The following is a 22732-nucleotide window of genomic DNA, read 5'->3' as shown; positions in this document are numbered from 1 at the left end:
CTTAGTAAAAAAGATTCTTAAAAAGAATGAACCAATGATTTTGTTGTTTATATAGCCAGCGGTTTTTATCAATAACGTGATTTTCAACTAGCTGCATTTATTTGAGAATTTTTTGGAGAACTATACTATATGTTGCTGAAATTAACTAAAAAATTCATGAATTTTTTAGATACTCTAGGAACAGGATGATGGCATCAGTCTTAGGGAAGAATTACCAAAAAAATCTGCCTTTTGATTCTGCACATCGATCGAATCTTGCATTATCTTGTTAAAAGACCAAATAGCGAAATAGGTGATAGCTTGTCTACAATCAAGACGGATCTGTTTTACTGTTTGATCGACCTCAAATCAAATTTGGTTCCTAGCAAATCAAACAAACTAAGCAGTAGTGCAAGCAATTATAATTAGCCGTGAAAATCCCAAGTAACATTACTACACTCATTGCCGGAATTGTACTGACCCTTGTCAGTCTTTGGTATGGTCAAAATCATAACTTACTGCCAGAAGCGGTGTCAGAAGAAGCACCTTTGGTAGACGGTTTATTTAATATGATGATGACCATTGCTACAGGTTTATTTCTGATAGTTCAATGTGTTTTAATTTACAGCCTGTTCAGATTTCGGAAACGTCCCAACGACCCGACAGATGGGCCGCCAATTCATGGTAATGTACCCTTAGAAATTCTCTGGACAGCAATTCCAGCAGTAATTATTCTCATCGTTGGAGTCTACAGTTTTGAAGTTTATAACTCAATGGGTGGCTTAGATCCAATGGCGGCTCATGGTACTATGGCGCATCATAGCAAGATGTCAGGAGCAGCGATCGCAGCCACATTAAACGACGAAACAGACTCACCCACAACCAACAATCAATTAGCATTAGGTGTCGGTGCTTCTCCAGAAGAACAAGGTCAAAATCCAGACTTAAACATCAACGTTACAGGGTTGCAATTTGCTTGGTTATTTAATTACCCTGATAGTGGTGTTACCGCAGGCGAATTGCACGTTCCCGTAGGTCGTGAAGTCAAACTCAACATTTCTGCAAATGACGTAATTCACGCCTTTTGGGTACCGCAATTTCGCCTAAAACAAGATGCAATTCCTGGTAGAGAAACTCAACTACGATTTACTCCCAAAATCCCAGGTACTTACCCCGTAGTTTGTGCAGAACTTTGTGGTTCTTATCATGGTGCAATGAAAACCCAAGTAATCGTAGAAACACCAGAAGAGTTTGATACTTGGATACAATCTCAAATTGCTGCTAACCAAGAAAATTTAAATCAAGCAGTAGCAGTAAATCCCGAAAATATGTCCACTTCTGAATTCCTCACTCCCTACGCTCAAGAAATGGGAATTAATTCAGATACTCTGCAACAATTACACATTCATTAGGTAATCGGTAGTGGGTAGTTGGTAATTGGTGAGGGAATTTTGTGCTGACATCAAATCCCAAAAAAAACAACTACCAACTACCAACTACCAAACACCAACTAGCAATTCTTATGACACAACTTCAGGTAACAGAATCAGCCAATTTAGGTCATACCGCTGAAACTACAACTGGCGGTGATTGGCGGAAATACTTTGGCTTTTCCACAGATCACAAGGTAATTGGCATTCAATACCTAGTGACAACATTTGTTTTCTATCTCATCGGTGGAGCATTAGCTTCTGCTGTACGCACCGAATTAGCTACTCCAGATTCCGATTTTGTCAGCCGAGAACTTTACAATAGCTTTTTTACAATCCACGCCACAATTATGATTTTCTTGTGGATTGTTCCGGCGGGTACAGGGGGATTTGGTAACTATTTAATTCCCTTAATGATCGGAGCCAAAGACATGGCATTTCCGAAATTAAATGCTGTGGCTTTTTGGATGATTCCCCCTGGAGGAATTTTACTTTTAAGTAGTTTCTTTGTCGGCGCAGCTGGATCTGGTTGGACATCTTACCCACCATTGAGTTTAATTAATGGTCAAGCGGGTGAATTGATTTGGATTCTTAGCGTTCTGATATTAGGAACTTCTTCAATTTTAGGAGCGGTAAATTTCCTCGTCACCATTTTAAAGATGCGACTTCCGGGAATGGGATTGCATCAAATGCCGTTATTTTGCTGGTCAATGTTAGCAGTTTCGGCATTAGTTATTGTTTCCACTCCAGTATTAGCAGGTGCTTTAATTCTGCTCAGTTTTGATTTGGTAGCAGGAACGGCATTTTTTAACCCCACTGGTGGCGGCGATCCGATCGTTTATCAACATATGTTCTGGTTCTATTCCCACCCGGCAGTTTATATTATGATTCTGCCGATGTTTGGGATGATTTCTGATATTTTGCCAGTGCATTCCCGCAAGCCAATTTTTGGGTATCGAGCGATCGCATATTCCAGTTTAGCAATTAGCTTTTTGGGGCTAATTGTCTGGGCACACCATATGTTTACCAGTGGTACTCCCGCCTGGTTAAGAATGTTTTTCATGATCGCCACAATGGTAATTGCTATCCCCACAGGAATTAAAGTATTCAGTTGGTTAGCCACAATTTGGGGAGGCAAATTAAACCTAAATAGTGCCATGTTATTTGGCATGGGTTTTGTCTCCATGTTTGTCATTGGCGGCTTAAGTGGCATCATGTTAGCCTCCGTACCCGTTGACATTCACGTTCACGACACATATTTTGTAGTCGCTCACTTGCACTACGTTTTATTCGGTGGTAGCGTGTTCGGACTCTACGCCGGAATATACCATTGGTTCCCCAAAATGACAGGCAGAATGGTCAATGAAACTTGGGGAAGAATACACTTTGCACTCACACTTATTGGCTTTAATTTGTGCTTTTTACCAATGCACAAACTAGGCTTAGAAGGTATGCCCAGAAGGGTGGCAGAATATGACCCCAAATTTGCCACACTCAATTTAGTAGCTACTATTGGGGCTTACATTTTGGCAGTGTCCACAATTCCTTTTCTGGTAAATGCGATCTGGAGTTGGATGTATGGGCCAAAAGCTTCAGGTAATCCTTGGAAAGCTCTAACTTTGGAATGGATGACTAGTTCTCCTCCACCAGTAGAAAACTTCCATGAAGAACCTGTTTTATGGTCTGGCCCTTACGATTATGGCATCGATTTTGAAGACATTGAAGGAGAAAAATCAGTCGAAGAATTACTAGCTGAAGTTAAAGTAGACGTTGGCTAATCGGCTTTCTAGATCCCCGACTTCTTCAAGAAGTCGGGGATCTTAAGAAAAACAACACAAATGACCAATGACAAAATCAGGAAATTATGCAAAGTCCCACAATTGACGAGTCTAAAACTTCCCTAAATTATCATGGTGCAGCCCAAGCAGCAAGTCATCACGAAGCACATCCCGATCATCGAATTTTTGGCATTATTGTATTCCTAGTTGCGGAAGGGATGATCTTTTTAGGTTTGTTTGCTGCCTATTTAACCTTTCGCGCCGTTGCCCCAGTTTGGCCCCCAGAAGGTACTCCAGAAAGAGAGTTATTACTACCAGGAATTAACACCGCAATTCTGATTGCTAGTAGTTTTGTAATTCATAAAGGTGATACTGCGGTAAAAAACAATAATGTGGCAAGTTTGCGAACTTGGTTTTTGATCACTGCGATCATGGGAGTGATTTTCTTAGCAGGTCAAGTTTACGAATATGCTCATTTAGAATTTGGCTTGAAAACTAATCTTTATGCCAGCACTTTTTACGTTTTGACTGGTTTTCACGGAATGCACGTTTGTTTCGGTATTCTGTTAATTTTGGGCGTGTTGTGGCGATCGCTCAAACAAGGACATTACAGTTCAGAAAATCACTTTGGGGTAGAAGCAGCAGAAGTTTATTGGCACTTTGTAGATATTGTTTGGATTGTGCTGTTCTTACTGCTCTACATTCTTTAAAACAAATAAGCTGTTACGCATTTAAATCACTTATTAACGAGTAGGGTGCGTCAGACGGTAAAGCCTGATATAGAAAGAAAAATATCCCCTTCTGACGCACCCTACAATATGACTTTTAAATGCCTAACAGCTTAGCATTTCGGTAAAAATGCCCCCTGCTGGGGGTTTTTTATCACCTCGTTCCCAGGTTCAACCAGGGAACGAGTATCTGGGAGGTTCTACCTCCATTGCTGCAAGATCTGAGTCTAGGTGCAAGATCTCAGATTTACGTAATCAATATTATTACTTAATTATTTAACTATCGTCTTGCGCGGTTCAGCAAATACTTACGTATTAGCTGCTACTCCCGAAGGAATGCCGAAAGGAACAGCTATTTATCAAAAAACTCCGGGTGTGAATGAACTAATTGCGATCGTCGAAAATCTCACCGACTTAAATCTGCAAAATAGTTACTTCACTTACTTTTAGTGACATAATATAGATCCCCGACTTCTTCTGTGAAGTCGGGGATCTAGTATTGAACTCCTAAATTTTTTTCTAAAAATTCTGTAGCGGCTTTTTGATTTAATGGTTTAGAAAAGAAATAACCTTGTCCATACTCACATCCTAAACTTTTCAATAAAGTTAATTGCTCCAATGTTTCTACTCCTTCGGCGGTGACATCCATTCCTAAAGTATGAGCCAAAGTCACAATTAATCGCACAATTTCTAAATTTTCGCCATCGTAAGTCATGCGACTGACGAAAGAGCGATCGATCTTTAAAGTATCGATCGGAAACCGATGTAAATAACTCAAAGATGAATAACCCGTCCCAAAATCATCAATCGCCAAAAGCACTTTATTTTGTTTAATTTGATCTAACAAAGCTGGCACAGATTCAGTATTTTTCATAATAGCACTTTCGGTAATTTCCAGCTTTAAAGTGTTAGGTGCAATCCAAATTTCTCCCAAAACTCCTTCAATTTGTGAAGCCAGATTAGCTTGTTCTAATTGAATACCGGAAAGATTAACACTCATCATTAAACTGCGCTGAAATTGTCGTTGCCAAATTCGCAATTGTTGACAAGCTGTTCTTAGCGTCCATAGTCCGATCGGAATAATTAACCTACTCTCTTCTGCAACTGGAATAAACTCAGCTGGTGAAACTAATCCTCTAGTTGGATGATTCCACCGAATTAGAGCTTCAAAGCCCTTAATTTGATCGGTTTTTAAGCAGACAATTGGTTGATAATATAATTCAAATTCTTGGGTTTCATTATTGCATTTGGAAATCAGTGCGATCGCTCTTCTTAAATCAGTATCCAACTGCAAACGAGACAAAGCACGAGTATACATATTTGTCTCAAATACCACTGGAGTCCTACCACCTTTCGCTGAGTGCATCGCCGTATCTGCTGCTCGCAAAAAGTCCTCTGGACGCTGATAATCAGGTAAATCACACAACTCTTTACTAATCGCAATCCCAATACTAGCGCTAGAAAATATTTCATGCCCATCTAAATTAAAAGGCAAGCTTAATTGTTGATAAATTCGGTTAGCTATTTCCTTGGCAATCTTAGCATCCGAAATATCTTCTAATAAAATTGCAAACTCATCTCTACCTAAATAAGCAACTTTATCAGTTGGGCGCAAACAATTTTCTAACTGTCGCGCCGTAGCAATTAGCAGTTTATCTGCTATTAAATGTCCTAAGCTAGATTTAACTATTTCAAAGCGTTCTAAATTGAGAAAAAGCACAGAGAAATTCGGACTTGCCGAGCGGTTAATCTCCTGATAATCCTTCGTTGCTCGTTGTAAAACTTTGCCCAAATGTTCTAAAAACCAAGCCCTATTTGGTAGCCCAGTCAACGCATCATAAAAAGCATAACGCAGTCTTTCTTCCTGCGCTTTTCTTAACTCGGTGATATCTTGCACCATGAACAAATGACCATAAATTGTGCCATCAGTTTCTTGAAGTGGAGTATTCCGCCATTCACAAATAATAGTTTTTCCTGACTTCGTAATATTTTCATTAATGCTATGAGCAGTCATATCTCCTTGACTTAGCCGCAGCAAAACTATGCCAAAGTTAGTTTTCGCTGATTCAGGAACAATAGTAAATATATGTCTTCCTAGAATTTCTTCTTTAGTAAAACCAAAAATCGTTTCCGCAGCCGGATTCCAATCTAAGAAATGGAAGTCAGGATCGGTAAGAATAAATCCGATCGGCATTCGCTCAATTTGTAATTGTCGTAATTTCTGCAATCTTTGAGTCTGCTCGTAAAGTTCAGTATTAACGATCGCCATTGCACAACGCTCAGCTGTAATTTCTAAAAGGTGTAGTTCTCGTTCATTATACGGATGAATCTGGCACCAACCCAAGTGGATCACACCAATACAGTTGCCGTTGCGTTTGAGTGGTACACCCAACATCGTATGAATTCCCTGCTCTAGAATGAATGTCAACGAAGTAGCATTCAATACTTCTATAGTAGGTTCATTAATTGTATCTTTAACATATAATGGTTCCATAAATTTAGCAATAGTACCTGCAAATCCTTCGCCAACAGGCACTTCATAATATATACTAATTTCTGGACTGACTCCTACTCCATTTGTGTAGCGCAAATAACCACTCTTTTCTAATAAAATTACTGCGGTATCTGCTGATAAAACTTCGACTATCTGCTGTAATAATGTATCTAGTAGTTGTTTTAAATCTCTAGTATTGGGAACATTTGTTGTTGCTTCAGCCAGCGCTGCTAAATCTTCAATATCTTTTTTTACTTGTTCTAATAGTTGGCTTTTTTCTTCCTCTACCTGTTTATAATCAGTGATATCTTTAGCAATAGAAAGTAATCCTAAAGTTTTTCCTTCCGAATTATGGTAAACACTTTTACTAACGATAAAACTTCGGGATACAAGTAGATTGTTTTTATCTAAAATAGTAGTAATTTGCTCATAAGTTACTGTTTCTCCTGTGGCTAATACTAAGCGATCGCTCTCCCTAATTTGTTGCGCCACCTCTCGCGGAAACAATTCCCAATCATAAGCATTTAACACTTGATTAACCGATTTTCCCAAGAACCTAGCACCCGGTTCATTGGTCATTAAATATCTTCCCTGATGATTTTTTACAAATACCGCATCAGTCATTCCTTCAATCACAGCCGTCAATATAGTACTGCTGTCTTCTGATAATTCCTCTTCACCCTCTGTAGAATCGTTATGATTACTTATCTCTTGAACTGTGCCTTGATAGTACAATAACTTTCCCAAACTATCTCGGACAGCACAGGCATTTTCTACTACACAAATAATGCTTCCATCCCGGCGGTAAATTTCAAACACTTCTCCATGAACAGTACCATTCCTATACAATTTGTTAATAAAATTTTCCCGTTTTTGATAGTCAACATCTAAGTTTTGCCAATTACAATTAGCGATCACTTCTTGGGGATGAGTATAGCCATAAATATGTGCTAAAGCCAGATTAGCATTGATATAACTTCCTGAAGGCAATACTTGATAAATTCCTTCGATCGTATGATTAAATAAGTTGTAATATTCTTGTTTATTTTGTTGTAGTTGTCGCTGTAACCGACTAATTGAGTAGTAGAGTAACCAAGCACTAAGAAGTACAAAAGTCCAGTCTGCGAATATGTGTAAGTATCTCAAAGTTAGGCTGTTTTTAGTTAACCAAATAAACACTTGTGAAGTCAATAAAAACCACAAGCTTGATAAAAATGAATAAATGAAAATTAATTTGCCAGCTGGTCGGGAATTGCCTTTAAAATTAATTACTAGTAACATAAGTAACTATCAAAATTCCAGAATAATGTGGTTGCTTTGCTATAATTGAGTTTGTCTTTGTTGAAATGGTAGATGCTATGCCTACATTTGGATTACTTATACTCTTAATAATTAGTGGTGCTTTCGTAACTCAAGTTTTAGTATTCACTCCCTTAAGCCTCCTGGATTTATTCCATATTCCCACCTGGTTCCTGTTAACAATTTTTGTGATTGTTCTTTCATGGTTCCTAGCTGAATGATATCTGAATATACTGGTTATAGCAGTTAAATTTAACTTTATGTGTGAATTTGGCTAAGTCTAAGTAATGTATGGTATTAACTAGTTTTGCCAAAATTTATAAATTTTTCTAAAGTAAGCTAATCTGTATTGTATAAAACCACACTATAGCAATTCTCAGGCGCATGAACTACAGAGTTAAGACTTATGCTCCAAACCGCATTTACCCCAATTTCTTAAGGTAATTTCTTGATGTGGGCCTTTGGGTAAGAACGAGAGGCCAGGTTTTTGGGTTATGGGGCATAAGTCCCAAGAGTCTCTGGTTTTCGGGAAGTCTTAACAGAAAATCACACTTAGGTCTGCCTCACAAGGCAAGAAAAAGGCTACACAACCTTGCTGTGTAACAAGAGTACTTAAATTTTCCCAAGCTTTTTATCAAGCAATCGTAAAATTTACTCCTCATCAGGTGCAATAGGTAAAATTAATGCTAAATATTAGTTTAATACTATAAGAAAGGCAGAAGGCTCTAGAGCAGAAGAGTTTGATTAGCTTTTCTGTCCAGCTATTTACCTGTTTTCAACTGATTGGTTATTTCTGCTGCACTGCACTAGTAATTCCGGTGGGGTGTTCTACAATGGCTTTCTGGTAAAGATGTATCCAAATTCGCTCAATAAGAGTTGCTAACTATGCTACAGTTAAATGTTTATCAACCTCCTGAACCAAAAAATCAAGTAGTTCCTGATACACAAAGTTTAGTAAATATTGCTCAACACCTGGAAGAATTGCAAAAATCCGATCGCTCTTTACACAACTTGATCGGCATGGAAATTTGGTCTATTACCAAAACGATGGACGATTTATACCCCGGTTTTTGGCACAAATTTATGCTCAATCGTCGCCAATCAATGAAACAATTCATGCAGCAAAAGCAACACTCAGATATTGATTGAAGGCAGAAGGCAACTGAAGAAAAGCTAAATATCCTTGTGTTCAGTAAAACTGTGGAGATTTTGATAAATGTTAAACTTCTATCTTCCGTGATTATACTCCCCGTATCAACGAGCGAGATGTTATTTTTACAATAAATTTATACATTGGCGCAAATTTATAAATTTTTTACAAAAATTCTCCGTATTATTGTATATTAACGAATTTTAAAGAATAATAGTAGACAGGCTTACTGAGAACGAATATGCTGTTAATCTTTCTGCACCAGAAAACCAACTTAAGAGTCTAAAGAGTAGGTATTCTGGAGCTTTTTAGCGAAATATCCTTTATCAAACCAAAAATTAACGGGTTACTCATAAAAGCTCAAAAATCGCCTGCAATGCAGGCGATCGCGGATTGTCATGAGTATCTGTTGATTCCCTAGACTTGGTAACGGCGATCGCAGGCGTGCAACATAACCAAGAACGTTTTCAAGTCTGTACCTCAAATCTAATTCTATTGCCGGAGTCTAATTCAACTTTTTGAAATATTTTGGAGTTATTTCTATGACGACTACCCTGACAAACACTGGTTGGACTGGACTTGCAAATGGTTTGTGGAGTGACGGAGCTAACACCGTTGTCGATGCGAATGGGGGCTTTATTGTCCTCAGTGGAACTGTCGCAGATACTCGGAGTGGCGGCGACTCCCTCCAAGGAAGTGGTGGGTCTATCGGACTCAACATTTTTACGGGTGCCACCCTCCAGAAAATAGGTCTCGGTCGGTTGGGCGTGATTGGTGTTGGTGCAGATAGTGGGATCAATAACGATGGCACCTTCCAAACTAGCAATGGCAATGATTCCCTTTCGGGAAGTGGTGGGAAATTTGGTATTAAAACTGGATCGGGTTCCATCATCAACTTAGGAAATGGCGCGAATACCATCTCTGGAACTGCAACTAATACCTTCTCTGCCATCTTTGGTACACCCAACTTTTACGGAATATCCAACCTTGGTACCATCGAAACTGGTCTTGAGAGTGACACTATCACTGGCATTGCTGGGGACATTGGCATCAATAACGGTCGTGGTGCCATTATCAGAACAGGCAGTAATGCTGATGCCAGAGATACCATCACTGGCACGGGTGGGTTCATTGGTATCAATAACGAAGGCATCATCGAGACTGGTGATGGCAGAGACACCATCACTGGGAATGGCAATGGGATCAGAAATTCTGGTAATGCTGCTATTATCCGAACCGGAAATGGTAACGACACCATCACTGGCAGTGTATCGGGCGGTGGGTTCTACGGTATCATCAACGAGTGGGAAGCCAAAATCGAGGCTGGCAATGATAATAAGAAAATCACCGGAAGCGGATCTTTTGATGGCATCCTGAACCAATTTGGCAGCACCATCCAAGTCGGAACTGGTACTAACACAATTTCTGGAACGGGCGGTAACAGCGGTATCAACAACCTATTTTCCGTGATCGTCACTGGCGATGGCGCTGATACCATAACTGGCACTGCTACTGGCACTGCGGGTGTTGGCATCCGTAACGAGTTCGCTAGCACCATCCAAACCGGAGGTGGCACAGACGTTCTGACTGGCAGAGGAACCGTTGGCATCTATAACGATGGCGTTATCAATCTCGGTAATGGTAACAATACGGTCGCTGCCTTAACATCCGCTGGGACAGTAGGAACCTTTACTGGCACGGGTAGTATCATTTTCGGCACTGACCAAGACCGTCTCCGGGGTTTTGGCACTGGCAATTTCTATGGTGGAGGCGGTACAGACATCGTGGAATTACCAACAGGAACTTATACCGTTGGTTCTGCAACTGTTAATGCTAATACGTTTGTGACATTTACATCTGGCGGTATCACCATGAACGTCACCGAGTTTGAAACCTTAAGAATTGGTAGCAAATCATTTAACATCGCCAATCTAATCCCTAATACCGTTGTTACGGGTTAGTCAGGTGATTTCACGAATACCAAATCCGGGTGAGCTAACCCCTTGGTGTATCAAAAGGCGATCGAAATCCCCAGTACAAAAACTCTCGTCCCCATATAAGGACTAAAGAATAGCAGGAGTATTCGAGCCGGATTTGGTAGCACAAAGTAACATTTTAGATCTATTGAGTTAATAACACAAAAAAACCTGCTTTTGCAGGCTTTTTTTTACCCAAATTTCAGACTCAGGTACGTTGTTGCGCTTCAGCGCTAAAGCGCAACAACATACATTTCTGAGTTATTTCTTGCTTTCGAGTTCTACCTTTGCTGGTGCAGCAGGTTTGCTGCGCTTTAGGACGGGTTTGGGTTTACCATTAATTGCAGCTTCATCTTCAGCACTGTAATTGTCTGACTTCATCCAAGCGGGACGAGTTTGATCGTAAGCCATTTGTAGCGCTGCTGCTGCGATCGTATGCACCTCATACTCTTCACTCAGTTTAGCCACGATCGGCAAGAAAGAAGCCATCCGTTCGCCCGCTAATGCTTCCCGCACTCGGTCTTGCAATTTTTCCAAGTGACGTGATTCAATTTGAGAACGGGTAGGAACTGAAGCAATCTTCAGATTTTGTCTAACGTGCCGTTCAATTAACCGCAGTTTCCGGCGATCCAAAGATTGAATCAAAGAAATCGCTGTACCTTCCCGACCTGCACGACCTGTCCGACCAATGCGGTGAACGTAGCTTTCCACACTATCGGGTAAGTCATAGTTAATCACATGAGTCAGATGATCCACATCTAAACCTCTAGCAGCAATATCTGTCGCTACTACCCAACGAACTTGACGCTGACGGAAGCGGAGTAACAACCGTTCCCGCGCTTGTTGGTTGAGGTCGCCGTGATATTCATCTACACTATGACCAGCCGCTTGCAATTGGTTAGTCAGTTCAGCAGCAGCTTTGCGAGTACGGACAAAGATTAAGGCAGATTCAGGATCTTCCATTTCCAAAATTGGTAGAAGCGCCTTAGCTTTTGTCCATCCTGGGGGCACCATGTAAGCTACTTGGTTGATTTGCTTCGGTGCAGCTTTGGGTTGTTCTACTGTAACAGTGATTGGCGATCGCAAAAACTTAGTAATCAACTCGCGAATCACTGGAGGCATGGTAGCAGAGAAGAAAGCTGTTTGCCGTTCAGCTGGTACTTGCTTGAGGATTTTTTCCACATCATCAATAAAGCCCATGCTCAACATTTCGTCAGCTTCATCCAATACTAACCAGCTAACTTGGTCAAGTTTCAAATCTCCGCGTTCCAACAAATCAATTACCCGTCCGGGTGTTCCCACCACAATTTGCACGCCTTGTTGCAAGCGACGGATTTGGCGTTCAATTGCTTGACCACCATATACTGGCAATACCCACAAATTCCGCGCTTCCTTGGTGGGAAGTTCGCTAGTAGCACCACTAAAGTCACGAATCGCATTTCCGACTTGTAATGCTAGTTCGCGGGTAGGAGTCAGAATAAGTGCTTGTACTGCTTTTTGACTCAGGTCAATTCTTTCCAGAATAGGTAAAGAAAAAGCAGCTGTTTTACCAGTTCCAGTTTGAGATTGTCCTACCACATCGCGCCCAGCTAATAAATGTGGAATTGCTTGAGTTTGAATTGTAGTAGGAGTTGTCAGACCCAGTTTTTCTAATTGTTGAACGCGAGTTTCTGAAAGACCTAAGTTTTTGAAAGTTATAGTCATGAATTTGCTTTTACTTTGATAAGTTGTTTAAGTTGATAGGTGTTTTTTCGCTAAGAACTAATGGCTAGTTACCACTAGTCCTGATTGTTAGCCATTAGCTAATAGCTATTAGCTAGTCGTGTATCCATAGAGGTCGTATATATCTGCGTCTGTAATTTTCACCGGGACAATTGAACCCAGTGCGGCATTACCCGTGACGTAGACTAATCCATCGACTTCTGGCGAAAATCTGGTTGAGCGACCGATTAATTCCCCAGTATCGGGGTTTTCTTGCTCAATTAATACATCTACTATTTTCCCAATTGATTGTTGATTCTTTTTCTGGGAAATAGGCTGTTGAACTCGCATCAGGATGTCCCGACGCTCATCCATCACAGATTGGGGTAATTGATTCGGCAAACTATACGCTGGGGTTCCTTCTTCTGGAGAGAAGGTGAATACACCTACATGATCGAACTCGTGGCGCTGAACAAATTGTACTAGGTGCTGGAAATGTTCCGACCTTTCTCCAGGAAACCCAACGATAAATGTTGTTCGTAACACGGCCTGTGGCAGCGCCTCTTTAATTCTATCAATGATTGCGTCATTTACTCGCCCTTGCCAAGGACGATTCATGGCTTTTAGCACTTCGGGATGGGAATGTTGTAAGGGAAGGTCTAGATACGGTAAGACGTTTGGCGTTTCCTGAAATGCTTTAATTACCTCTTTCGTTAATCCGGTAGGATAGGCATAATGTACGCGAATCCAAGGTACTTCTACTTCTCCCAAGGCTCGCAATAGTTCTGCTAGCATTGGTTTTCCGTAAATGTCTAACCCGTAGTTAGTGGTAATTTGGGAAATCAGGATAATTTCTTTTACGCCTTCGGTAACTAGTCGCTTGGCTTCGGCGACGATCGACTCTATTGTACGCGATCGCTGATCCCCTCTTAAATGGGGGATAATACAAAACGCGCAGCGGTAATCACACCCTTCGGCTACCCGCAAATATGCTACCGCTTCCGGTGTGGTGCGATAGCGGGGAATATTTTCGTCAGCGATAAAAGTCGGCAATTGGGAAATTTCGGTAACTTTTTCTCCTTGCTGTACTTGCTGAATTACATTGACAATCTTGTGATAATCACCAGTACCGACGACGGCTACTGCTTCTCCTGTTTGGTTTTCCTGTTTTTGGAAACCTTCGAGTAGCTCGTTTTGGAAGTGTTGCGCCATGCACCCGGTGATTACTACCTTTTTGCCAGTCTCCACCAATTCAGCGATGGTACGCACGGATTCTTCCCGTGCTGCTTGGATAAAGCTGCACGTATTAACAATCACGTAGTCTGCTAATTCTTCGTTGCTGTCAACCTGGTATCCTGCTTGTACTAACAGTCCCAGTATATGTTCGGTATCGATGCGGTTTTTTTCACATCCTAGATGAGTAATTGCAATCGTTGGCTGTTGGCCCATTGTGTGAGGCATTTAGCGAATTGAGAAGGTTCGTTCGTTCGTTTGTCGCATAAGCATTCCGACTTTTGTTTTGGCAAACTGGGTCTTTATGCTTAGGATGCGATCGACAACGGAGCGATAGGTCGTTCCTTTTCACAGGCTACTACAATGAGTAAGCTGATTCAGCCCACAGGCGCTTTGGCATACTTTTGAGGTAGCCTGCGTCCTGCGCGATCGCATCTAGGTCAGTACTAGAATCGTAGCGCAAAATTAACATTCTCAACATATCTAAACAAAAATTTTTTCTCTCATTTTCGTCAACTTTGACCTAAATCGCAGTAAATCAGAACTATATTCAGCAAACTAGCTAAATAACTATCCCGATAAATCCCAACCCTTTAAATCGCCTATTTAATTTATTTTCGCTCTAAAATACTCTACTTTTGCCAAAAAAGTTTTGTAAATTTATTTTGACTTTTTCTGGAAATTTAAGAGAATTTGTAACTTCCTAGCCGCCAAACCCAAGTAAAAGAAGTTAAGGTAGAAAAATTTTGCCAAATTCTCCCCGCATCTTTGCCTCTCCCTGGGGGCTGGTATTGAGAAAAATTCAGTTACATACAATACATAACCTGAATCAAAAGTATCATTAATAACTAGTAACTTAGCGTTTATTGGTGGAAATTCTCAACGAAATTAGCCAAATAAAGCCAAGCAAAACTACTCAAGGTATCAAGATTTTCCCAACTCATAAACGGCAAAAACATCATCAATTACAACAGCCGGAAGAATCAGCCACATCAACTGTAATTTCACCAGGGAAAAAAGGACTCGCTAAAACCGCAATTAATGAAAATAATTTTCGAGAACCACTGCTGGGAATTCTTTCCCTCACGGCAACAGGCTCCAATCTAAAAGTAGAAAATATTGTTAAGAATATTGATTATTTAGCTGCTCAGATATAGCACTAGAGCGAAAAACTAGGTTTCGGGTAAATAGCTAAACCTGAAAGCCTGAATTTTTTCTAAAGAAAATAGGTTTTTTAGGTCTTGAAGTAGAGAATATCTTTAAGAATATCGATTATTTAGCTATTAATTTAAAGCTTCTGTAAAGATCTCTGAGCAACGCTTTTAATCACTCCTTATCCTATGCTAAATAATAATCGATAGATGAAATTATAGTTATCCACAGATTCAATGACTTAGGGTTAGCATCTTCACGCTTGAGGCTTCGATGGATGAGCCACAGAAGCTAGAAAGAAATGGAAAAGGATGCCGGAATCTGGGTGAAAAAGTGGCTCTAAATTTAGTGATTTAGATTTGAGGACAAACACATGACATTGAAAGTTGCAATTGCTGGAGCGGGTCATATTGCCGAAGTTCACGCCAGAGCCGTCCAAGCTCAGGGGGGTGAGCTAGTGGCTGTGATTGAAAAGTTTGCCCAGCAAGCTGGTAAATTCGCGCAAAAGTTTTCGATCGCCAATCAATACACCACTCTAGAAGAAGCACTTGCTGAGGCAAAGTTCGATGCGTTGATTATTGGTACGCCGAACTTCCTGCACGCGCCACAAGCGATCGCCGCACTCAGAGCCAAAGTACCTGTGTTGGTGGAAAAGCCGATGGCGCTCAATGCGATCGAAGCCGAGCAGGTGTGGGAAGCTAGCTTAAGAGCCAACGTAGTGCTAATGGTGGGACACTGTTGGCGCTTCGATGAAGAAACACAATGGCTGAAAAAGCGCACCAGTAAATTGGGCAGAATCATCCGTACAAAAGGATATGGCATACATACTCACTGGGGACCCGGAGGTTGGTTTACCCAGAAGGCTCTTTCTGGAGGCGGCGCGATCGCAGATATCGGCATTCATGCGATCGACACAGCACGCTTCTTGCTTGGCGATCCCCAACCTGTCAGTGTATTTGCTCGCATGGGTACGCATTATCAAGACTCCGACGTAGACGATACCGGAATCATCATCGTTAATTGGGATAATGGTACAACTTCATACATCGAATCAGGCTGGCGACAACCATATAGCGATGGCCCTCAAGCCAGCACCCAACTCTATGGCACAAGAGGATTTGGTCAACTTTTTCCCACTCGGTTGTTGCTGCCAAACCTGAATCCAGAAAACAATTTGGTTAAGTTATTACCAACACGCCTGAGATCCAAGCTGAGGAGAAAGGAAGTGGTGGAGATCAAATCTGGATTTAAGTTCCCCCGCCAAGACCACTATCCGCAATCCATGTACGATCGCCAAATGGCACACTTCTTTGAGTGCATTCAAACCAACCGCACACCGAATCCCGGAGGAGCAGAAGGTTTAGTCAACATGAAAATCGTAGATGCAGCATATCAAAGTGCAACAACTGGGCAAGTAGTACAGTTGAATTCGCTGCCGAGTCTGACGCTCCCAGCAATGACAACCTGTTAAGGGGAGATGGGGGGATGGGGGGATGGGGGGATGGGGAGATGGGGGGATGGGGGGATGGGGGGATGGGGGGATGGGGAGATGGGGGGATGGGGGGATGGGGGGATGGGGGGATGGGGGAATTTCCTTAATTTACATCAACAACTCTCCCTACCTCCCCTAACCGAACCCACCTCCCCACCTCTTCTTCCCTGTTCCCTTTTTTAATGAATTAATGTTGAGTCATAAGTTACAAAGTGCAGGAAGATGATGCGAATTGGAATAGTGGGAGCCACAGGATTTGTTGGCACTCGAGCAGTGGAAATGCTTAATGTCGAAGGAACTACAGAAGTTCGCCCGATCGTTCACTCTCAGAGTAGCTTGGAAAAACTAGCCCAGCAAAAATTAGATTGCCGGATTGCTAATTCCTTTGACCAATCATCCTTAGAATCCGCCTTTAAAGGATGTGATGTGGTTATTCAGTCAATTTTGGGGACTCCAGGACTGATCCGGGGTACAGTTGCGCCCACTTACAAAGCAGCCGAAAAAGTCGGAGTGCGCCGGATTATTTATCTTAGTTCGATGATTGTCCATACCTCGGCTCCCGCACCTGGGACAACTGAAGCTACTCCACCAATTACAAATCAACCCAACTTTCCCACACATATCGCCAAAATCGATGCGGAACGCCAACTATTGCAACTGCACCAAACAGGATCGGTTGAGGTGGTAATTTTTCGACCAGGGATTGTGTTTGGGCCTCGATCGCGTTGGGTGACAGAATTAGCCGATCAGCTAGTTCAAGGTAGGGCTTATTTGATTAATGGAGGTAAAGGCATCTGCAATAGCGTCTATATTGATAATCTAATTCATGCGATGCGGTTGGCGTTTACGGCAAAAGAGGCAGATGGAGAGGCATTTTTTGCAGGCGATCGCGAACGGGTGACTTGGCTCGATTTTTACCGTCCCTTTGCGGAAGCCTTTGGAGTCGATCCAACGCAGCTACCATCACCCGCAGTTCCAGAGTTTACCCATAGCCGGAAACAGCAATTAATCGGTTCTATCCGCGAATCAGTATTTGTGCAAAAAACTTTAGCCACGATCCCAGAGGATCTCAAACAAAAGTTGAAGCGGTCAAAACCCAAATCAGCGCAGCCAGCACCAAAACCAGAGCCAGCCCCCGTAGTCCCAGCCGCGATCCCGAAGGGAGAACCAGTGGTGACGGAGATGATGTCAATTTTGCAACAGTCTGAGTATAAGCTACCCTTTACTAAAGCAGAGAAGCTGTTAGGCTATGAGCCAATTGTTTCTTTTGACGAAGGTTGTCGCCGTTCGGTTGAGTGGCTTTCAAGAATCGATCGCTTTAAACCATACTTGAAAAAATAGAGATACCACAAGCCTGATAAAATAGGTTAGATAAATCAAGAGTCAGTAGTCAGATAAAATTTATTGACTAGTGACCAACTACCAGGACGCATTGACGAGTCCGAAAAAAGCAAAAATAACGTGGACTTGAAGCAAATTTTTAGGACACCAAATCCGATTATTGGAGTAGTTCATCTATTGCCACTACCCACTTCCCCCCGCTGGGGAGGCAATTTAAAAGCAGTGATCGATCGCGCCGAACAAGAAGCCACAGCCTTGGCATCTGGCGGTGTGGATGGGATTATGGTGGAAAATTTCTTCGATGCGCCTTTCACCAACAGCCAAGTAGATCCAGCGGTAGTCAGCGCCATGACCTTAGTTGTGGATCGAGTGATGAACTTGGTGACATTACCAGTGGGAATCAACGTATTGCGGAATGATGCTCATAGTGCTATAGCGATCGCCAGTTGCGTCAAAGCTCAGTTTATCCGCGTCAACGTCCTCACAGGCGTAATGGCTACCGATCAAGGATTAATCGAAGGACAAGCGCATCAATTACTAAGATATCGCCGAGAATTAGGCAGCGATATCAAAATTCTGGCAGATGTGTTAGTTAAACACGCCAGACCTTTAGGTTCGCCTAATCTCACTACAGCAGTACAAGATACGATCGAACGAGGTTTAGCTGACGCAGTAATTTTATCTGGTTGGGCCACAGGTAGTCCTCCCAGTTTAGAAGACCTAGAGTTAGCCAAAGCCGCAGCCAGCGACACCCCCGTATTTATCGGTAGTGGTGCTAGTTGGGAAAATATTTCTACCTTAATGCAAGCAGCAGATGGCGTAATTGTCTCTAGTTCCCTAAAACGTCACGGCAAACGCGAACAAGCAGTCGATCCAATTCGAGTCAGTCAATTTGTAGAAGCCATGCGACACAGCGTATCTGGGAAACTTCAACCACACCCAATGTCGTCAATAAAATTGCATTCTTAGTCTAATCATCAGTTAACAAGACTAAAAAATGTTGAATTGAGGTCTATAGTTCACAATGGGAATTAATTGGCAAACTATAGTCAGATTGTATGAGATAGCAAGGCTGTAAATTTTATGATTCGCCGACGTTCTACTCCTTGGTTTCATCGCTGGTCGCGGATTTTGATTGCCGCGATCGCCCTTTTGGGAATTCTCGACACAATTTACCTCACCTTAGTAGAGTGGGGAGTAATCAAAGAAGCTCTTTGTCCTACCACAGGGTTCATTGACTGTAACGCTGTATTAAATAGTGCTTACGCCAAAGTTTTTGGCATACCTTTATCAGTTTTTGGTTTCTTCGCCTACGCAGGGATGGCAGCTTTAGCATTAGGGCCATTATTAATTAACCCCCAAGAACAAAAAGCCCTGCGTTCCAAAATGGAACAATTAACTTGGTTGGCGTTGTTTGCAGGTGCAACCGCCATGTTGTTCTTCAGCGGTTATCTGTTGTATTTAATGGTCTTTGCGATCGGAAAATTGTGTATTTATTGTCTCTTCTCAACGGTATTTTCGATCGCCCTATTCGTAATTACCCTATTCGGTCATACCTGGGAAGATATCGGGCAACTATTCTTTACTGGTATTGTAGTCGGCATGATCGCCTTAATCGGCACACTTGGCGTTTATGCCAGCGCCAGAACACCCACCACCACTGCTGGTGATACTACCACACTTGGACAAGTTGGTAGCCCAATTCAAAACAATTCTGGCTCAGCAGAAATCGCTCTAGCACGCCACTTGACACAAGTAGGGGCAAAAGAATACGGTGCTTACTGGTGTCCCCACTGTCACGAGCAAAAAGAATTATTTGGTAAAGAAGCTGCTGCTGAAGTAGATTACGTTGAGTGTGACCCAAAAGGTGTAAATCCTAGACCACAACTCTGTGAAGCAGCCAAAATTAAAGGTTATCCTACTTGGGAGATTAAAGGTCAGAAGTACGAAGGTGTACAAAGCTTAGAAAAACTCGCTGATTTAACAGGTTACAAAGGCCCTCGTAACTTCAAAAATTCACTTCCAGGGCGGTAAATCTGAGAAAACCTCCCGATCTCCCACATCAACACTCTGGTTGCTAACCGCTGCCAGAGTGTTATCTTAGGGTCACTCCTACAAAATAAACTGCTACGCATTTAAATTTAATATTTAGGCTGATGGGGGGATGGGGAGAGGTATTGACGGTTTTTACCTAACACCAAAAATATACAATTTAGATGCGCTTTAGCTTAATACCATTAATATTTGTCTATGGTTTTATGAACTATAAGTCCTAGTTTTATTAATTAAAGATAGGTTTCAGCCCCAAGGATTTTTAATGATTAAACAGTTAGGCATTAGCGGCAAAAGGCTGGTGAGAAAAGTCAAGCAACGGCTTTTGAAAGATCGAAAGGTATGGATTAGCGTAAGCATTGTTGCGGCTGGTTTAATTTCCCTGCGACTGATGGGACTGTTGCAGTTTGGGGAATGGGAAGCTTTCGATCAGTTTTTTCGGTTACGTCCACCCCAATTAGTTGATGAACGAATATTAATTGTGGGTATTGAAGAGGGAGACATCCAGCGCCTTGGTAGTTGGCCGATTCCCGATCGCAATATGGCAGAGTTGATCAAAAAAATCAGTTCTCTGCAACCCCGTGCTATTGGTTTAGATATCTACAGAGATCTACCAGTTCAGCCCGGTCATACAGAGTGGTTAAAGGCGGCACAGACAACAACTAACTTAGTTGGCATTGAGCAACTAGGCAACAAAAATAGTCCGGGAGTAGCAGCACCGCCAGTTCTGAAACAGGAAGAGCGAGTAGGTTTCAACAATGTAGTTATCGATCCTGATGGCAAGGTACGTCGCAATTTATTGTATTGGCATATCAAAAATAAACCTCGGACTAGTTTTGCTCTTAAGTTGGCTTTTAGGTATCTTCAAGCAGAAGGTATTAAATCGCAGTCTGCTAAAGACGGTAGTGGTTATTTACAGCTAGGTAAAGCTAGATTCGATCGCTTTCAACCCAATGACGGTGGTTACGTGAGGGCTGATGCTGGTGGCTACCAAATTTTAGCTAATTTCCAAGGCCCAGCAGGTAGCTTTCACACAGTTTCTATGGCACAAATGTTATCTGGGGAAGTACCTGCCGAGTGGGTGCGCGATCGCATCGTCTTAATTGGCTCAACTGCTGAATCCCTCAAAGACTTTTTCTTCATCCCTTACAGCACTGGTCTTTTTATTAGCGGCGCAAAACCAATTTCCGGCGTAGAATTGCAAGCAAATTTTATTAGCCAAATTCTCAATGCCTCTCAAGGAAAAACAGTTTTATTTCAGGTTTGGCCGGAATCCTTAGAATCATTATGGATTTTACTTTGGACTTGGCTGGGGGGAATTGTTATTTGGCGATCGGACTCTGTAAAACTTTCCATAGTTCTCATATTTTTCGCCACATTCGCTCTATTTATTATTAGCTATTTGGCATTTTTAGCAGGTTGGTGGTTGCCCTTTTTCCCCCCACTGGTAGGAGTTTTAGGCTCGGCTACCATTATTACAGCCTTGATTGCTCACTTAAAAGAAGAATTAAAACGTTCCAAAGAATTCTTACAAAATCTCATTGATGCTATTCCCGATCCAATTTTTGTCAAAGACAAAGAACATCGCTGGATTGTCTTAAACCAAGCCTACTCTAAATTTATTGGTTATCCCTTAGAAATTCTCTTGGAAAAATCAGATTTTGATTTTTTTCCTAACCAGGAAGCCCATAACTTTTGGCAACAAGATGAATTAGTATTTCAAAGCGGTGACGCAACAGAAAATGAAGAACAATTTACCAACTCTCAAGGCATTACCCATCATATTGCTACTAAAAGATCGCTGCACAAAGATCCCGCAGGTAACATCTTTTTAGTAGGCATAATTCGTGACATTACTGAACGTAAGCAATTAGAAGAACACCTGAAACGTACCGCCGACGAGTTAGCTCGTTACAATACAGAGTTAAAACTTTCGGAAGACCGTTTGCGCTACTTAGCTTACCATGATACCCTGACTGGCTTACCTAATCGGAAACTTTTTTACGAACGCTTGAGTCAGTCAATAGAATGGGCAAGTCAAAATCATCACTTAGTAGCTTTGCTATTCTTAGATTTGGATGGCTTTAAACTAATTAACGATACCAAAGGACATGATATAGGAGATCTACTCTTGCAAACTGTAGCTGAACGACTCAAACGTTGCTTACGCAGCAGTGATACTGTTTCGCGTTTAGGCGGCGACGAGTTTACGGTTATTCTACCAGGGATTCCCTCTTTAAATGATATTGCTAGAGTAGCTGATAAAATTCTCACAACAATTAATCAACCTTTTGTTTTGCAAGGTCACAAAATTTACATCTCCACCAGCATCGGGATTAGCATCTATCCCCTAAATGGTGAGGATATAGAAACTTTGATTAAAAACGCTGATGCTGCTATGTACTCAGCTAAGGAATTAGGAAAAAATAACTACAACTTTTTTTAAGTTTCTTTAATATTTGTTGCAAATCTGTAATATTACTGAGAAATATCCAAAATCTATCTTAAGTATATTTACTAAGCGGAAAATTTCTGCTGAAATTGAAAGTACAGCAAAGCGATTCAGAAGCTTTCTGAACTTGGAAAAATCAGTTTTATTTAGCAATCATAATTTTCCGGGAAATTACCGATTTTTCTTGGTTAAGGATATATACTAGAAATTGAGCAGACAAGGTTTGACGCACTATGAGTACCTTTTTGAGGTTAGCAGGTTTAGGAACTCTGATTGCGGGATTACAATTAGTTACTCCTGAAACATCAAGTGCTACTGTTATCAACAATCACCTCGGAAATTTTTCCTCTGGGGCTAGGTCTAACCCAGTATGGCGAGTGTATAATAATTACACGCCACCTAACAATGGTGCGCCAAAAGGCGCAAATCAAGGTTCTGGAACTCGGTGAATTTTGGGATTGATTTGCGATCGCAC

At 41.7% G+C, this 22732-nt stretch carries 17 protein-coding genes; 13 read left to right on the top strand and 4 right to left on the bottom strand.

Translation table 11 applies throughout. From position 1 onward, the window contains the following. The first annotated feature begins 410 nt into the window (after positions 1 to 410). The 4 genes from ACE1CI_RS11625 to ACE1CI_RS11610 all read left to right on the top strand — a co-directional run bounded on the left by ACE1CI_RS11625 (position 411) and on the right by ACE1CI_RS11610 (position 4365). Positions 411 to 1391, top strand: a complete 981-nt coding sequence (locus ACE1CI_RS11625; protein WP_413266550.1) for a cytochrome c oxidase subunit II — start codon at positions 411 to 413, stop codon at positions 1389 to 1391. A gap of 110 nt (positions 1392 to 1501) precedes the next feature. Next, on the top strand, positions 1502 to 3187 hold the full coding sequence (gene ctaD, locus ACE1CI_RS11620; protein ID WP_413266561.1) for a cytochrome c oxidase subunit I: 1686 nt from the start codon (positions 1502 to 1504) through the stop codon (positions 3185 to 3187). Between the two features lie 86 nt (positions 3188 to 3273). Beyond that, positions 3274 to 3897, top strand: coding sequence for a cytochrome c oxidase subunit 3 (locus tag ACE1CI_RS11615; protein ID WP_413266551.1), 624 nt, complete (start codon positions 3274 to 3276; stop codon positions 3895 to 3897). Positions 3898 to 4203: 306 nt separating this feature from the next. Continuing rightward, on the top strand, positions 4204 to 4365 hold the full coding sequence (locus ACE1CI_RS11610; protein ID WP_413266552.1) for a hypothetical protein: 162 nt from the start codon (positions 4204 to 4206) through the stop codon (positions 4363 to 4365). A 43-nt stretch (positions 4366 to 4408) separates the two neighbouring features. On the opposite strand, the gene ACE1CI_RS11605 is transcribed toward ACE1CI_RS11610, so the two are convergent. After that, the gene (locus ACE1CI_RS11605; RefSeq protein ID WP_496615415.1) at positions 4409 to 7555 is read right to left on the bottom strand and encodes an EAL domain-containing protein; all 3147 of its coding nucleotides are present in this window, start codon (positions 7553 to 7555) and stop codon (positions 4409 to 4411) included. A gap of 1038 nt (positions 7556 to 8593) precedes the next feature. On the opposite strand from ACE1CI_RS11605, the gene ACE1CI_RS11600 reads away from it, so the two are divergent. Further along, positions 8594 to 8857, top strand: a complete 264-nt coding sequence (locus ACE1CI_RS11600) for a hypothetical protein (protein WP_413266554.1) — start codon at positions 8594 to 8596, stop codon at positions 8855 to 8857. A gap of 543 nt (positions 8858 to 9400) precedes the next feature. Further along, positions 9401 to 10819, top strand: a complete 1419-nt coding sequence (locus ACE1CI_RS11595; RefSeq protein ID WP_413266555.1) for a hypothetical protein — start codon at positions 9401 to 9403, stop codon at positions 10817 to 10819. Between the two features lie 276 nt (positions 10820 to 11095). Here ACE1CI_RS11595 and ACE1CI_RS11590 read toward each other — a convergent pair whose 3' ends face one another. The 3 genes from ACE1CI_RS11590 to ACE1CI_RS11580 all read right to left on the bottom strand — a co-directional run bounded on the left by ACE1CI_RS11590 (position 11096) and on the right by ACE1CI_RS11580 (position 14249). After that, positions 11096 to 12538: a DEAD/DEAH box helicase gene (locus ACE1CI_RS11590; RefSeq protein ID WP_413266556.1), complete on the bottom strand. Its 1443-nt coding sequence runs from the start codon at positions 12536 to 12538 to the stop codon at positions 11096 to 11098. 108 nt (positions 12539 to 12646) lie between these two features. Continuing rightward, positions 12647 to 13984 carry a 30S ribosomal protein S12 methylthiotransferase RimO gene (rimO, locus tag ACE1CI_RS11585; protein ID WP_413266557.1) on the bottom strand — a complete coding sequence of 446 codons (1338 nt, stop codon included), beginning with the start codon at positions 13982 to 13984 and terminating at the stop codon, positions 12647 to 12649. 142 nt (positions 13985 to 14126) lie between these two features. Further along, positions 14127 to 14249, bottom strand: a complete 123-nt coding sequence (locus ACE1CI_RS11580; RefSeq protein WP_413266558.1) for a hypothetical protein — start codon at positions 14247 to 14249, stop codon at positions 14127 to 14129. Between the two features lie 388 nt (positions 14250 to 14637). On the opposite strand from ACE1CI_RS11580, the gene ACE1CI_RS11575 reads away from it, so the two are divergent. From ACE1CI_RS11575 to ACE1CI_RS11545, 7 genes are all read left to right on the top strand, one after another. Then, positions 14638 to 14925, top strand: a complete 288-nt coding sequence (locus ACE1CI_RS11575) for a hypothetical protein (protein WP_413266559.1) — start codon at positions 14638 to 14640, stop codon at positions 14923 to 14925. A 368-nt stretch (positions 14926 to 15293) separates the two neighbouring features. Continuing rightward, on the top strand, positions 15294 to 16391 hold the full coding sequence (locus ACE1CI_RS11570) for a Gfo/Idh/MocA family protein (protein ID WP_413266560.1): 1098 nt from the start codon (positions 15294 to 15296) through the stop codon (positions 16389 to 16391). A gap of 243 nt (positions 16392 to 16634) precedes the next feature. Further along, positions 16635 to 17753: an NAD-dependent epimerase/dehydratase family protein gene (locus ACE1CI_RS11565; protein ID WP_413267383.1), complete on the top strand. Its 1119-nt coding sequence runs from the start codon at positions 16635 to 16637 to the stop codon at positions 17751 to 17753. Between the two features lie 120 nt (positions 17754 to 17873). After that, positions 17874 to 18722 (top strand): photosystem I biogenesis protein BtpA, encoded by an 849-nt coding sequence (gene btpA, locus ACE1CI_RS11560; protein ID WP_413267385.1) that lies wholly within the window; start codon positions 17874 to 17876, stop codon positions 18720 to 18722. Positions 18723 to 18836: 114 nt separating this feature from the next. Next, complete coding sequence (locus ACE1CI_RS11555; RefSeq protein WP_496615414.1) at positions 18837 to 19787, top strand: vitamin K epoxide reductase family protein; 951 nt, start codon at positions 18837 to 18839, stop codon at positions 19785 to 19787. Between the two features lie 283 nt (positions 19788 to 20070). Next, positions 20071 to 22251 (top strand): CHASE2 domain-containing protein, encoded by a 2181-nt coding sequence (locus ACE1CI_RS11550; protein ID WP_413267381.1) that lies wholly within the window; start codon positions 20071 to 20073, stop codon positions 22249 to 22251. Positions 22252 to 22490: 239 nt separating this feature from the next. Next, complete coding sequence (locus ACE1CI_RS11545) at positions 22491 to 22706, top strand: hypothetical protein (protein ID WP_413267380.1); 216 nt, start codon at positions 22491 to 22493, stop codon at positions 22704 to 22706. Positions 22707 to 22732: the final 26 nt, after the last annotated feature.

Origin of the sequence: Floridaenema flaviceps BLCC-F50 (genome assembly GCF_041929275.2) — a bacterium.
GTDB classification, from domain to species: domain Bacteria; phylum Cyanobacteriota; class Cyanobacteriia; order Cyanobacteriales; family Aerosakkonemataceae; genus Floridanema; species Floridanema flaviceps.
This window is presented reverse-complemented; position numbering and strand designations above follow the sequence as displayed.

Excerpts from the sequence above, each read along its gene's own strand:
- ctaD (WP_413266561.1), top strand. The coding sequence starts at position 1,502 with ATGACACAACTTCAGGTAACAGAATCAGCCAATTTAGGTCATACCGCT.
- ACE1CI_RS11555 (WP_496615414.1), top strand. The coding sequence starts at position 18,837 with ATGATTCGCCGACGTTCTACTCCTTGGTTTCATCGCTGGTCGCGGATT.
- ACE1CI_RS11550 (WP_413267381.1), top strand. The coding sequence starts at position 20,071 with ATGATTAAACAGTTAGGCATTAGCGGCAAAAGGCTGGTGAGAAAAGTC.
- ACE1CI_RS11565 (WP_413267383.1), top strand. The coding sequence starts at position 16,635 with ATGATGCGAATTGGAATAGTGGGAGCCACAGGATTTGTTGGCACTCGA.
- ACE1CI_RS11595 (WP_413266555.1), top strand. The coding sequence starts at position 9,401 with ATGACGACTACCCTGACAAACACTGGTTGGACTGGACTTGCAAATGGT.
- ACE1CI_RS11545 (WP_413267380.1), top strand. The coding sequence starts at position 22,491 with ATGAGTACCTTTTTGAGGTTAGCAGGTTTAGGAACTCTGATTGCGGGA.
- ACE1CI_RS11615 (WP_413266551.1), top strand. The coding sequence starts at position 3,274 with ATGCAAAGTCCCACAATTGACGAGTCTAAAACTTCCCTAAATTATCAT.
- ACE1CI_RS11600 (WP_413266554.1), top strand. The coding sequence starts at position 8,594 with ATGCTACAGTTAAATGTTTATCAACCTCCTGAACCAAAAAATCAAGTA.
- ACE1CI_RS11590 (WP_413266556.1), bottom strand. The coding sequence starts at position 12,538 with ATGACTATAACTTTCAAAAACTTAGGTCTTTCAGAAACTCGCGTTCAA.
- ACE1CI_RS11580 (WP_413266558.1), bottom strand. The coding sequence starts at position 14,249 with ATGTTGAGAATGTTAATTTTGCGCTACGATTCTAGTACTGACCTAGAT.
- rimO (WP_413266557.1), bottom strand. The coding sequence starts at position 13,984 with ATGGGCCAACAGCCAACGATTGCAATTACTCATCTAGGATGTGAAAAA.
- ACE1CI_RS11570 (WP_413266560.1), top strand. The coding sequence starts at position 15,294 with ATGACATTGAAAGTTGCAATTGCTGGAGCGGGTCATATTGCCGAAGTT.